This is a genomic window from Agrococcus casei LMG 22410, assembly GCF_900163565.1.
Lineage (GTDB): Bacteria > Actinomycetota > Actinomycetes > Actinomycetales > Microbacteriaceae > Agrococcus > Agrococcus casei.
In genome coordinates this window covers 1-13334 of sequence record NZ_FUHU01000018.1, presented here as the reverse complement: position 1 = coordinate 13334, position 13334 = coordinate 1, and the positions used below count along the sequence as shown (strand labels likewise).

11 protein-coding genes are annotated in these 13334 nt (G+C 64.0%); all 11 read left to right on the top strand.

Going from position 1 to position 13334, the window contains the following annotated elements:
• Positions 1–2: 2 nt before the first annotated feature.
• A complete protein-coding gene (locus CZ674_RS02805; RefSeq protein ID WP_159456876.1) occupies positions 3–1715 on the top strand; it encodes a VirD4-like conjugal transfer protein, CD1115 family in 1713 nt (570 codons plus the stop codon).
• 388 nt (positions 1716–2103) lie between these two features.
• Positions 2104–2307 (top strand): hypothetical protein, encoded by a 204-nt coding sequence (locus tag CZ674_RS02795; protein ID WP_047523827.1) that lies wholly within the window; start codon positions 2104–2106, stop codon positions 2305–2307.
• A 12-nt stretch (positions 2308–2319) separates the two neighbouring features.
• Positions 2320–3165: a type IV secretion system protein gene (locus CZ674_RS02790; RefSeq protein WP_086991027.1), complete on the top strand. Its 846-nt coding sequence runs from the start codon at positions 2320–2322 to the stop codon at positions 3163–3165.
• 3 nt (positions 3166–3168) lie between these two features.
• Entirely contained in the window at positions 3169–3720 is a 552-nt protein-coding gene (locus CZ674_RS02785; RefSeq protein WP_086991026.1) for a PrgI family protein, read from the top strand.
• Positions 3665–6049, top strand: coding sequence for a VirB4-like conjugal transfer ATPase, CD1110 family (locus tag CZ674_RS02780; protein WP_407640210.1), 2385 nt, complete (start codon positions 3665–3667; stop codon positions 6047–6049). Before CZ674_RS02785 ends, CZ674_RS02780 begins: the two co-directional genes overlap by 56 nt.
• Before the next feature lie 6 nt (positions 6050–6055).
• Positions 6056–7666 carry a M23 family metallopeptidase gene (locus tag CZ674_RS02775; protein ID WP_234988395.1) on the top strand — a complete coding sequence of 537 codons (1611 nt, stop codon included), beginning with the start codon at positions 6056–6058 and terminating at the stop codon, positions 7664–7666.
• On the top strand, positions 7623–8300 hold the full coding sequence (locus tag CZ674_RS02770; protein ID WP_143244610.1) for a hypothetical protein: 678 nt from the start codon (positions 7623–7625) through the stop codon (positions 8298–8300). Before CZ674_RS02775 ends, CZ674_RS02770 begins: the two co-directional genes overlap by 44 nt.
• A gap of 11 nt (positions 8301–8311) precedes the next feature.
• On the top strand, positions 8312–9037 hold the full coding sequence (locus CZ674_RS02765) for an FHA domain-containing protein (RefSeq protein ID WP_086991023.1): 726 nt from the start codon (positions 8312–8314) through the stop codon (positions 9035–9037).
• Positions 9034–10290, top strand: a complete 1257-nt coding sequence (locus tag CZ674_RS02760) for a MinD/ParA family ATP-binding protein (RefSeq protein WP_086991022.1) — start codon at positions 9034–9036, stop codon at positions 10288–10290. The genes CZ674_RS02765 and CZ674_RS02760 overlap by 4 nt, the downstream gene beginning before the upstream one ends.
• A gap of 175 nt (positions 10291–10465) precedes the next feature.
• Positions 10466–10705 (top strand): hypothetical protein, encoded by a 240-nt coding sequence (locus CZ674_RS02755; RefSeq protein WP_086991021.1) that lies wholly within the window; start codon positions 10466–10468, stop codon positions 10703–10705.
• Between the two features lie 237 nt (positions 10706–10942).
• The gene (locus CZ674_RS02750; RefSeq protein WP_086991020.1) at positions 10943–12982 is read left to right on the top strand and encodes a hypothetical protein; all 2040 of its coding nucleotides are present in this window, start codon (positions 10943–10945) and stop codon (positions 12980–12982) included.
• Positions 12983–13334: the final 352 nt, after the last annotated feature.

The window sequence follows — 13334 nt, the reverse complement described above, 5'->3', positions numbered from 1 at the left end:
CGATGAGCCAAGGATTCACCAAGGGCAAGGTCATTGGAGCGCTCATCGGCGGCGGGATCGTTTTCTATCTCGGTAACCGTGCAACGCACTTCACCATGACCGAATACGCCGCGGGCACGCCGGTCAACGAGATTCCGAAGCAGTTCCTACCCGCGCTCGGTGCCTCGCTGTTCCAGCTCGACTTCGATCAAGCTGCACTCATCGGCGGCACCGTGGCCGCCGTGCTGTTCCTACTCATCGTGCTCTACGGCATGAGCGGGAAGAAGAACACGAGGCAGGGCGAGGAACAGGGATCGGCCGCGTGGGCAACCGCGCGCGACATGAAGCCGCTGACCACGAAGCACCCCGCCAAGCGCTTGCAGCTCACCGCGACCGAAGGACTCGCGCTCGACCCGTACAAGACCCGCCGCAACCTCAACGTGTGCGTGCTCGGAGCATCGGGCACGGGCAAGACACGAGGGTATGTCTTGCCGAACCTTTCGACCATCGAAGGGTGGAGCTTCGCTGTCACCGACCCCAAGGGCGAGATTTACCGCACGATGCGCAAGCCCCTCGAAGCGAAGGGGCTGCGCGTTCGCACGTTCAACCTGGTCGATCTTCGCCAGTCCAATCGCTTCAACCCGCTCGCCTACATCAACGACACCGAACCAGAAACCGGCGTCGCTCAGCTCACCGAAACGATCATGGCGAACACCAGCGGCAAGGAGAGCCGCGGTGACGGGTTCTGGGAGCGAGCAGAGCGCGCTCTACTCACCGCGCTCATCGCCTACGTCTGGGCGACGACGACGGAGGAAAGCGGCCAGATGCACTTGCCGTCCGTGGTTGACCTGCACAAGGCGATGGAGGGTAGCGAGAGCAACCCTGACGAGTTCAACAGTGACACCGACCTCAAGATGGAGGCCGCGCGCAAGATCGTTGAAGAGTGGAAGGCAGACCCCGCCGCGTTCGGTGCAGAAGACGAGGCCGTGATGAAGATGCTCGACTTCGCCGCACGTCAGTACCGCGTCTATCAGCAAGGCCCGGCAGAGACGCGCCTGAGCGTCGTTATCTCGCTCGGCGTGCGCCTCGCGCCGCTCGACATGCACGACGTGCGCGAGATTCTTTCCAGTGACGACATTGGGCTAGATCGCGTTGGCCGAGAGCCAACGGCGCTGTTCTTGCAGCTCCCAGATACACACGTCACGTTCCGATTCCTCGCTGCGATGTTCTGGCAGTCGTTGTTCGCGGAGAACGTCTACATCGCTGACCACAACGAGGGTGGCACGCTCGACGTGCCGCTGCACTGTTTCCTCGATGAGTTCGCCAACATCGGCAAGATTCCGAGCTTTGAAGTGCTCATGGCTACGATCCGCTCGCGCGGGATCAGCGCCAGCATCATCGTGCAGGCCTTCTCGCAGGGCAAGGCCATATGGCGCGATGACTGGAACGCGATTGTTGGCAACTGTGACTCGCTTCTGTTCCTGGGCGGCCGCGACCAGGAGACGAACGAGTGGCTATCCAAGCAGCTCGGAGACGAGACGATCACGATGGACGAGTTCTCGCAGACCTACGGCGTCACCGGCTCACGCACGAAGGCTCAGCGCACGTTGAAGCGTGCGCTGTTGACAGCCGACGAGATTGGGCGCATGTCGAACGACGAGGCTATTCTGCTGATTCGAGGCCTCAAGCCGTTCAAGTCGCGCAAGGCCGCGATAAAAACGACGGCAGGAGTCTAGCTAGATGCCTCTGAAATCAAGGTGGAGAGCCGCGCGAACAGCGCGGGCGTCTCAGGGGCGAGTCGGAACTGCACCGGCCGCCCCTGACGCGGCTCAGCCGCGCTCGGTGAGGCTAAGAGTAGCCCGCCCGCTTCTAGGGCGTTCAGATCGCGTGTCAGCGACGATGCGTGCTCTGGCGCGGCCTCCCTGAGCTGCGGTGCAGTGAACGGCCCGCCAAGCCGCGCTGCACGCAGCAACAGCTCGAAGCGGCGAGGGTTCAGGTGCGAGAGCGCCCGCGCCTCAGCCTCCGAAAGTTCACCCCGCATACTCACCATTTCTACCATATCGACAAAACGACTAACTTCTCGTAAAGTATATTACGAGAAGTCGGAAACCCAAAGGAGACACCATGGACCTGCTCAATCAGATTCTCGACCTGTTCACCACCTTCGCGATCATCGGCGGGGGGCTGTGGCTGGTCTGGGGAGCGATCGTCACGGGCGGCGCGCTCAAGGATCAGAACGGCCCGCAGATTCAGACGGGCGTGTGGCAGATCATCGGCGGCGGCCTCATCATCGCGGCCGCCGCGTTGTTCAAGGTCATCGTCGCCTAGTAAGGCACCGCAATGGATATCACTGACTGGCTGGTAGCCATGCTCAACCACCTCAGCCAAGGGGCGGGGTCGGCTACCGACGACTTGTTGCTGTCGCCGGAGGTCTATAACGCAGACCTCTATTCGGCAGCGCTCACGATCCACAGCACAGCGGTGAAGCCCGTCACGTCCATCGTGCTCAGCATCATGTTCGTTCTGATGCTCGCGACCACGAGCACGAGGGCTGAGGGTGACCGCGAGCTGGGCGTGCGGATCGTCGCCGCAACCATGTTCAAGATCGCTCTGGTGTTCGTGGTCGCACAGAACGCAGTGCTGCTGCTGGAAGCAATCGCATCTATCGCTACCTCGATCACGAACACCGCGAACTCGGTGGACGTGGGCACAGGCGGCGGAGACGCCGCCCTGATGGGCGATGCGATGCGCGACGACCTCGATGACCTCGGCAACATGGAGAAGTTCGGCATGATCGTCATTCTTTTCTTGCCGTGGGTGGTGCAGAAGATCGCCGCGGTGATCGCCATTGTGCTTGTGTTCATCCGGTTCTTGCAGATGTACATGCTCACCGCGTTCGCGAGCCTGCCGCTCGCGTTCCTCGGGCACGACGACACCAAGAGCATCGGCATTGGCTATCTCAAAGGCTTCGCGAGCGTCGCGTTCACGGGCGTCATCATCGTTGTCGCCGTGAAGATGTATCAAGCCCTACTCGGGGGCTGGCTCGGCAATATCGGCAGCTACGACGGCGATATGGTCGGCTTCATCTTTGGCAACTTCGGCCAATTCTTCGTCGCGCCCATCGTGCTCATCTTCCTACTGTTCGGTGCAAATGGCCTCGCCAAGAAGGTCATCGGAGAGGGCTAAGTCATGGCACTTGAAATGAAGGTCTACAAGGAGATCGCCGCCTACGAACCCAAACCGATGTTTGGGCGCACCTGGCGACAGATCGCCGCACTCGCGTTCATGGTTGGCATCGGCGGCGGCGCGTTCGCCGGAGTCACCGTAGGACTCATGGGCATCGGTCAGACGATGGAACAAGCAACGACGGTAGGCATGTACGTCATGTTCCCGTTGCTCATCCCAGCAGCCATATGGGGCTGGTGGAGACCTATGGGCCTCAAACCCGAGCAGTATCTCGGATTCTTCCTCCGCCACCACCTGATGAGAAAGACGATTAGCTATGCAGACACCTTCGAACCCCAGCCCGGTAACGACTCCGCAGGAGAACCCGTACCTGTCGCGCCCGGCGAACCTGCCGAGCCGACCAGCCGAAACCGAAGCGCCAAGCAGCGCCGAGCCGCAGCACGGAAGCTCCGCAAAGCGATCACGGAACACCCGCAAGCAGAAGCAGCGCGCCGCCGCCCTGGCAAAGCCCGGAGAGCGCCGCAACCGCAAGGCCCGGAAGTCTGGCAGCGATAACGCTGGCCCCACCGGCTACAAGGCCGCGCCGAAGCGCACCCGCGACATACTGGGCTACGAAGCGATCATGCCCAGCGGCGTCGCCTGGCTCGGTGAAGATGAATGGTCGATGACACTGGGCATCAGCGACATCAACTATGTCGCAGCCGCCGAAGACCAGCAGACGAGCATCGTTGATCGCTGGGCACGATTCCTGAACAGCTACGGTGCAGGCACCCGCGTACAGGAAACCATCGTGAACCGCGTGCTCGATGACGCCGACGTGAGCCAGCTTGTGCAAAAGCCGCTGCGAGGCGACGAGTTCGATTTCTTCCGCACCGACTTCAACCGAATCGTCCGCGACAAGCTCGCGGCCGCCAGCGGTAACACGGTCACGGAGAAGTACCTGACCGTCACCGTGCAAGAAACCGACCTCGAAAAGGCTGAAACGACCCTCACACGCATCTTCCACGAGGCCGAGGCAGCGCTGCAAGGCATGGACGGGTGCCAAGTGCACCGGCTCAACCGAGCCGAGCGCCTCGAAGTGTTTAGCCACATTCTGCGACCACACGAGCTGTTCACATTCAACGAAGACGAGTTCGAGCCGAACCGCAAGCTCTCAACGGCCGATTTCGTCGCGCCCTGGGAGATTGACGCCAAGGACAAGAACGGCCCGCTCATCTTCCGCAACGGCTCGGGAGACACCTACCACACCGTGCTTTGGATGCGCGATTACCCCGTGTGGCTCTCGGATCGACTCATCTCAGAGCTGACCGAAATCAAGTGCGACCTGACTATCTCGCTGCACCTTGAACCCCTCGAACAGGTCGAGGGCATGAGCCTTGTGCAGCGGCAGATCGCAGAGCTTGAAATGCAGAAGATCACCGAGCAGAAGCGCGCGACCAAGCAGGGCATCGACAAAGAAATGATCCCGCGCGCGGTCAAGGACAATCTCGAAGAGGCCCAAGGCCTCCGCGATGAGCTGCGCAGCTCGAACCAAAAGCTGTTCTCAACGGTGATGGTCATGGGAGTGAGCGCCACGTCGCGCGAGAAGATGGAACAGAACGTGAAGCGCGTGATGACCGTGATTCGCAAGCAGAGCTGCACCGCCGAGGTCGCAACCTACATGCAGCTCGACGGCCTGACGACCGAGCTACCTATCGGCCGACGCCGTATTCCCATGCGGCGCACGCTGACCACGGCCGGAGCCGCAATCATCGTGCCCTTCACCACGCAAGAGCTGTTCGTTCCCGGTGGCAACTGGTACGGCGTGAACGCACAGAGCAGCAACGCGCTCGTGGCTGACCGCACCCGTACCACTAACGGCAACGGCTTCATTCTCGGCACCAGTGGCTCGGGTAAGTCGCAGAGCGGCAAGATGGAGATTACGAACGTGCTCCTGAGCCGCCCAGACGATGACGTAATCGTCATCGATCCCGAGCACGAGTACGAACCGCTCATCGAGGCATTCGGCGGCGAAGTCATCCGTATTCACGCGGGCAGTGAGCAGCGCGTGAACCCGATGGATATTGAGCTCAACTTCACGACCGGCGAAGACGACCCGATCAACGCCAAGTGCGAGTTCGTGCTGACCATGCTCGAAGCGCTCGTGGGCGGCAAGGCTGGACTGACGCCCGAGCAGCGTTCAGTCGCAGACCGCAGCACCCTCACGCTCTACAGGAAGCACGCCGCCGAAGGCGGGCCAATGCCTACCCTGGTGGAGCTGCGCGAAGCACTCGCACAGAGCGGCGAAGACGCAGGCCGCGAGCTGGCGCGAATGCTCGAAATCTACACGATTGGTTCGCTCGGCGGCTTCTCGAACCGCACGAACGTCAACCCGGCAAACCGGCTTGTGTCGTGGGATATTTCCAAGCTCGGTAACGAGCTGCGCACGTTCGGCATGATGGTCATTCTCGATCAGATTTGGAACCGCGTAGCTCGCAACCGTGCCGAGGGCCGCCGCACCTGGCTCTACATTGACGAGTTCCACCTGCTGTTCTCGAACAAGTACAGCGCGGATTACTTCCGCGGCCTGTACAAGCGTGCGCGCAAGTGGGGGCTGATCCCCACCGGCATCACGCAGAACATCGAAGAGCTGCTGGCGAACCAGGACGCACGCCTGATGCTCGCGAACTGTGACTTCCTGCTGCTGCTGGGCCAGAACGCAACTGACGCCGACAGTTTGTGCGAGCTGCTGCACTTCTCCGAAGAGCAGCGCCGATTCTTCACGAACGTACAACCCGGCCACGGCCTCATGCGCTCAGGTAATGCGGTGATCCCGATGGATGGTCGCATTCCGACCGATTCAGCACTGTACAAGCTGTTCTCAACGTCATTCGGAGAGAGGTAACCCCCAATGAAAGGCCTTCGCAGCTCGAACCCGCAGGGTGAAGCTTCCGACAACCTCGCGCGGCTCTCGCTCAATAAGCGCTCGGTGCAGATCATCGGCGGCGATGATCCCACGGACGCGCCCACCGGCACGAGCGGCGGGGCGCTCGGCCGCGGAATGCGCGGCACTGCGAAGGCCGCAGGCAAAGCAGGCGCGGGAGCTGCGAAGGGCGCGGGCGACAGTGTTGTGAAGGGCACTGCACTTGCGGCCACCACCGCCAAGACGGCTGACGGCGACGAGGACGCGGTAGACCTCGCTACCCGCGAGGGCGAGAACGTCGCTCTCGCAGGCGCGAAGCGAGGCACCGCCGCCACAGCCAAGACCGCGGGCCGAGGCGTGCGCTCGGGCGGCCAGCTCGCCGGGAAGGCCGTCAAGGGCGGCATCGTTGCGTCGCAGAAGCGCGCCGCGGCCGCGAAGGCCGCCAAGACCACCGCGAGCACAGGCACGTCGATCACCCGGTTTGCCGCAGCTCAGGCACGCGCGGCCGCCGCCGCAGCGAACGCGCTGCGCACCATCGTCGCGGCCGTTGCGGCCGTCGCCACTTCGACACCGCTCATCACGATTGTGTCGGCAGTGCTCGCCGTGGTGCTGCTCATCATTGCCCTACTGGCATTCTTCGCACCCGCCAGTGCGGCCGCGTGCAGCTTCAACACAGGCGGCCGTATCGACCCCAGCAAGGTGCCCGCCACCAGCATTTCGGGATACGGCCATGAGCAACTAGTGAACGCCGCACACATCATCCAGGCAGCCCAAGATCGCGGCCTGAGCGTGCGCGATCAGACCATCGGCGTCATGACCGCTATGGGCGAGTCGAGCTTGCAGGTGCTCGAGTACGGCGACGCCGCAGGCCCGGATAGCCGAGGCCTGTTCCAACAGCGCGACAACTGGGGCACGCTCGAAGACCGGCTCGACCCGTACATTTCAGCGGGCAAGTTCTTCGACGCCATGATTCAGAAGGTGCCCGAGGCCGAGCGTCAGAGCCTCGCCCCGACGCTCGTAGCTCACAAGGTGCAGGTCAACCAAGACCCGTTCCACTACGAGATTTACTGGGTGCCCGCAACCGCCGTGGTCGCTGCACTGTCAGGCCTCGATTCGAGCCTGCTTAGCGGCAGCGGGAGTTGCCAGACGATCCCAGGCATTCCTGGCGAAATCGGCCTCGACGGATGGGCGCGGCCCGGCAACGGCCCCATCAACGGAGGCTTTGGGCCTCGCGAAGTCATCCAGACCCCGGCCGGGCCGACACAGCCATTCCACTACGGCCTTGACCTTGAAGCCGGAGGATGCGGCGGCCCCGTCTGGGCAGCCCGAGACGGCGAAGTAAGCCGTGTATTCGACGGTGGCGGCGGCGGAATGATTATCGAGATTGACCACGGCGAAGGCCTCGTGACTTGGTACGTCCACAGCTACGCCAACGAAATCATGGTTTCGGCAGGGCAGAAGGTCAAAGCCGGAGAACAAATCGCGCTCACCGGCAGCTCGGGCTACAGCACCGGCTGTCACCTGCACTTCGAGGTGCACCTAAACGGCACCGCCGTTGATCCCCTCCCCATCCTCACCGCCGCTGGCTTTACGTTCTAAGGAGCACCACACCATGATTGACCGCAAGCGCCTCACGCTCATCATCATCGGCTGCATCGCAGCAGCCGCGATTCTCGCAGGCCTCATCGTGTGGCTGGTACTCGCCAACCAGAACAACGATGAGGACGACGCGCAGCCCGACACATCGAGCCAGATCGAAGAGACGCCCACCATCACGTTCACCGAGGAACAGCAGCAAACCGTCTTCGACGTTGCCCGCCTTGCAGCCGCGTGGCGTGCGGCAGAAGACCCCGCGCTTACTCAGCAGCGCTATATCGAGGCCGGAATGAGTGAAAGCCTTGCACGCGATTACCTGCCTGTTTGGGCGGGATATTTCGGCTCTAGCCCGACCGCACAGATTCAGGTCAACAACGTCGGCAGCGTGCCCGCTTCAATCGAATACGGCGAAGGCAACGAACACCGCGAACCGGGCACCGGGCAATTCCGCGTCGGCGTCTCAGTGAACTACGAGGGCACCTATCACAACGGCTCCACCACCGTGCCTATCGGCAACAACACCGCTATCTGGTACTTCATCCTCGATGAGCGCACCGGCACCGTTGTTGACATTGAACAGCCGATGCTTGGTGACCTCGACCTGCCCGCCCCGTCATTGCCCGAGTCCGAAGAGTAAGAAGATCCGCTATGTCCATTGAATCGTTCGTCGGCCGAGACGGCTCAGCTCGCATCGTTATCGACGGCCACGAAACCAAGTTTCGTGCCCCTTCGCTCGCGGAGGCCCGCGACAAGGTACGAGACATGGCAATAGCGCACGCCGTGGAGACGGGCCAAGCCCAGCACTTCATCGCATATGACCCTGACGCCAACTGGCAGTTTTACGTCTACCCAGAAGGCACGATTTCGCTGATGCCCACGCCGGTCATCGCCCCCAAGCCGCGCCCCAACCCGATCCCCGAGGCGTACCACGCCGCCCCCGCCGAGGAAGAAACGGTGATCGACCACACCATCGTCGTACCGCGCAAGGCAGCGCGGCCGACTCTGCTCGTGCACGTCGAAGGCGCAGGAGCGCTGCGCGCTGAACCGCCCATCGTGCTCGGCCGCAGGCCCAAAGAGATTGCAGGGCACACAAGCGTCACGCTTGACAGCCCTGGCCGTGAGTGCTCGCGCACGCACGCCCTGGTCGACGTCGATGACGAATGCCGCTTGATCGTCACCGATCAAGACGCAGCAAACGGCACCGAGGCCGATGGAACGCCCCTCGCACCACACACGCCGACCGTTGTTCCCAACGGTGTGCGCTTGCAGCTCGGAGACGCCGCCGTGCGAATCGAGGCGTACCCGCCGAATCAGTCACCCGGAGGCAGCGCCACGGCAACAGCTGTCGCATCACACAAGGAGGAAGCATCATGACCGCTCATGCCACTACCGAAAAGGACGGCTCAGCAATCGTCACGCTCAACGGGCAACCCCAGAAGGTCATCGGGGCAAGCCTCGAAGACGCCCGCCGCAAGGTCGCAAGTCTCGTAGTGGAACACGCGGCCGCAACCGGCGAGGTAGTCGAGTTCATCACGACCGAACCAGACGGCACTTGGGAAATGATCGTGCACCCAGACGGCACAATCCACGAGAAGCCCGAGCCGGTCGCATCGCCCTATCTTCGCCCGAGCACCGAGACGATCACGGCCGAGACGCCCGTACACGATGACACCGCAGAACGGGCGCCGCAGGCAACCGTCACCCGTCGCGCGATGCGCGAATCGTTCTTGAAGAGCACTCGCATTGAGGAACCCGCGATGAAGGGCTGGCGAGGCACCGCAACCCGGCTCGGGCTGCGCCTCTCCCCCGGCCCGGCCGAGAAGGCCGAGCGCGATGACACATTCGCCGTGGCGCAGCACTGGCCCGGCCCGCGCACCATCGCCGTTGTGAACGGCAAGGGTGGAGCGAGCAAGACGCCTACGACCGTGCTGCTCAGCGCGATCTTCGCCCGCTTCGGCGGTGCTGGCGTCCTGGCTTGGGATGCCAACCAGACGCGCGGCACGCTCGGCTGGCGCACCGAACAAGGCCCGCACGAATCAACCGTGCTCGACCTCCTGCCCGCCGCAACCGAATTGCTCGGCACGGGCGCTCAGTCGGCCGACCTGGCACGGTACGTTCACCACCAGACCGCCGACCGCTTTGACGTGCTGCGCTCTCAGCCACTCGCACTTGCATCAGAACAGCGCCTCAGCGCCGAAGACGTTGACGCAATCTGGAACGTCGCCCGCAAGTATTACCGGCTCGTGTTCATCGACACCGGCAACGATGAGAGCGATGCAATGTGGGGCCGCCTGGTCGATCACGCCGACCAGATCGTCGTGGCCACGACCACACGCGACGACCACGCAGAAGCAGGCGCACTGCTGCTCGAAGCACTCGCAGACCGCAGCGAACGCTCGGCGCAGCTCGCTCAGCACGCCGTCGTCGTCGTCTCGCAGGCAGACCCGCGAGCCACGAGCGCGAACATCAGCACCGTCGTCAACGGCTTCACCAGCCTCGCACGCGAGGTCGCCACAATCCCCCACGACCCCCAGATGGTCGAGGGCTGGCTGAACGTCGCGGCGCTGCGCCCCGCGACTCAGCGCGCATGGCTCGGTGCGGCGGCCGCCGTTGCACGCGGCCTGTAGCCCCACCAGCACTGAGGGCCGGTAACGCTAACGCGCTACCGGCCCTCAGTCTTTGTAGGAACCCCTGCCGCCGGCTGCGCGATCGCCATGAGGGTTTCTACAAAAGCAGACCCGCGCGCAAACACGCCGACCTTCAAGGTGGACAGTAGTGTGTGCGTACAACTAGGATGACCGTATGCAGGTAAGACGCCGCCCCCGAGGAACCCGAGTCGCGCCCGTGCGCGTCGCGTGGGAAATCGAGCGCGACCGCAAGGAGCGGTTCGAACTGCTTGCACGCCGAGCAGGCGTCTCTGCAAGTGTTTTCCTCGAACTGGTTATAGACCATCTCGAAGGCGAGCTGACCGACCGAGGCGTACCCGAGTGGATGCCTCAGCCTGAACCTAACGAAGGGGAGCTACCCATCGACACCGCATAAATGAGCGATACCCCAGCTCGGGGAGCTGGGGTATCGGAGAAGTCATTACCTGAGCCGTATGAAGTTTGGCGACCGAATCGGATCAGGTGGAGCAAAAGCCCCGAGGCTTTCGCGTGCCTACCAGGAGGTGACCTAGGAGGTGACACCATCATAGCAACAGACGGCGACATTTGCGCGACCCAACTCTCAGTTGCCGACGCATGGGCGATCACCGCAGCGATCAGCCCCCGCCCTACCGTGCGCGTCGCAGCCGTCAACGAGGACGGCAGCACGCTCAACAGCTACCCGCCGCAGCACATTACGCCGGTCACCGCGGCCGCGCCTGAGCGGCCCTGGGCGATCTACCTCACCGACCGCGCGCACGCCTACCGGCTGCTCTGCTTCGACCTGGACGGAAAGACGCCCGAGGCGGCCGAGGCCGCCGAGCAAGACACGGCCGCGCTCGCGCGGCTCCTCATCGACGCGGGCCTTGCCCCCGTCGTCTGCCAGTCTGGCCCGCAGGGCGGCCGTCATATCTGGATCGCGCTACGCGAGGGAGTCGCGGCCGAGCTGGTACACCGGCTCGCACGGCTCGCCAAGGTGCTGCACACAACGCTCGACCTCTCCCCCATCATGAACCCCGCGGCAGGATGCGTGCGCCCACCAGGTGCACCACACCGCCACGGCGGCAGCTCGACCGTCATCGACGGCAATCTGGACTCGCTCACGCGCCCCAGTGGCACCACGGCAGCCGTATCGGCCGCCGTTGAGCGCCTGGCCCAGCTCGTCAATGATCGGGCCGCTACGGAGCGCACAGACACGTTCTCGGCCGACACAGCCCAGGACGACCGCAAACACCCCCACATTCCCGGCACCAAGCGCCCCCTAGCGCCCGCAGCGGCCGCAGCGGCCGCAGCGCTGCGCACCAATGCCGCCGCAGACGACGCTAGCGCCGTGCTCTGGCGCGTGCTGACCGGCGCGGCCGCCGCGCACTGGCACTACAGCGACGTAGCCCGCGTGCTCGACACAGCCCCCGGCCTGGAACACGCACGCACCCGCAACGAGGACGGCCGCCGCATCGCACGTCGGCCTGACGAACGCGCGCGCGTGCTGCGCCGCCAATGGGATCGCGCCGTCGCCTACATCGCCAGCGGCCGCCGCATCGTCGGCCGCGATGAGACGTTCGACGCACGCGCCGACGCTATCGCCGCGCATGTACTCGCCGTACAGAGCCGCGCAGACGCCGCCCCCGGCAGATGGAACCGCGGAGGCGGCCCCGCTGACCGTCGCGTGCTCGATGCGCTGAGCATCCTTGCCCTGCAAGCCCTCAGCGCCGATCTGGAGGCCGATACCCGACGCCTGGCACTCATGGCAGGCATCGGCCGTGAAACGGCGCGCACAGCGCTGCTGCGCCTCGCAGAAGACGACTGGATCATTCGCACCAACGAGGCCGAAGGCCGCAGCGCCGCACACTGGAAAATCGGCCCTCACGTCGTTATCCACAGCAACCCAGTAGATGCCCGGTCACAAGTCGCCCACCGCCCCCCCGGCAGCGGCGCAGCCGCACGAAACGCGCTGCTGCTCGAACTCACAAACCGGCTGGACGATGCGGCACATGACCTCTTCACTCTCGGAGCACTCGGGCTGCACGCTGGGAACGTCTATGCACGCTGCACTCACGATCCTCTCCCACTCGGAGAACTCGCCCAGCTCACCGGATCAGACGCAGCTCACACGGTACAGACACTCACCCGGCTCATCGAAGCTGACGTGCTGCTGCTCAGCCGCGACGGCTGGCACAAGCCCGCCGCCGACCGCCGCGATGCAGCGGCCGACGCCCGCGGCGTCACCGGACGCCTGGCAGCTCGCGCCGAGCGCTACGCCGTCGAGCGCGAACTGTGGGCCTGGTGGTGCGCCGAGCTGGACTGGATGAACACGCCCCGAGCTGAACGCCCGAAGCGCCCCGCACCAGGTCAACTCGTGCTCGTGCCTGACCTTGGCCCAGCCCCTCGCCCGATTCATCCCCGCACCGCCAACGGCCGCGCCGACTACCGCGCCGCCCGCTGCATCATCACCGGCACTACTCCCCCAGCCCGGCCGCGACCCGTGCCCGTGTCCGACGCCGAACGCATCATCATGGATGTACTCGGCGCGAAGCCGATTGGGACAATGCCGTTCCCCCGTTCCCACGACGAGACGCAACCAGACCCCCTCGAAGGCAAAGCGCAGCGCAGCGGAGCGCGGCAGCCCTATCGTGAGCGAACCGACCGCACGACGACCGTTCGCTTTGTCGGATGACGCACAGGCCGCCACCTGACGGAGCAGGCGGCAGCATGTGGACACCGACGCAGAGCCTCACCTGCCCACAATGTGCACAGCCCAGCTATCGCGGGGCTGGCCTGCACACAGTGTGGACAGCCAAGCAGTAACACGAGGGTCGCACCGCGACCCAGACAAAGCAGTGCAGCTCGAAGAGCTGCACCATGTGACGGCCGCAAGCGGCCGCAGTGCTTGAACGCTTCGCGTTTTTACCTTGAAGCCTGGCGGCATTCTACGTTCGCTCAACCTGCGCGCAAGTGCTTTCGCGGCATATCCTCGCTCGCTGCGCTCGCTCCGGTATTCCACGGTCACTTGCACTCCGGCATCGCTC

Excerpts from the sequence above, each read along its gene's own strand:
- CZ674_RS02755 (WP_086991021.1), top strand. The coding sequence starts at position 10,466 with ATGCAGGTAAGACGCCGCCCCCGAGGAACCCGAGTCGCGCCCGTGCGC.
- CZ674_RS02775 (WP_234988395.1), top strand. The coding sequence starts at position 6,056 with ATGAAAGGCCTTCGCAGCTCGAACCCGCAGGGTGAAGCTTCCGACAAC.
- CZ674_RS02790 (WP_086991027.1), top strand. The coding sequence starts at position 2,320 with ATGGATATCACTGACTGGCTGGTAGCCATGCTCAACCACCTCAGCCAA.
- CZ674_RS02765 (WP_086991023.1), top strand. The coding sequence starts at position 8,312 with ATGTCCATTGAATCGTTCGTCGGCCGAGACGGCTCAGCTCGCATCGTT.
- CZ674_RS02805 (WP_159456876.1), top strand. The coding sequence starts at position 3 with ATGAGCCAAGGATTCACCAAGGGCAAGGTCATTGGAGCGCTCATCGGC.
- CZ674_RS02795 (WP_047523827.1), top strand. The coding sequence starts at position 2,104 with ATGGACCTGCTCAATCAGATTCTCGACCTGTTCACCACCTTCGCGATC.
- CZ674_RS02785 (WP_086991026.1), top strand. The coding sequence starts at position 3,169 with ATGGCACTTGAAATGAAGGTCTACAAGGAGATCGCCGCCTACGAACCC.
- CZ674_RS02760 (WP_086991022.1), top strand. The coding sequence starts at position 9,034 with ATGACCGCTCATGCCACTACCGAAAAGGACGGCTCAGCAATCGTCACG.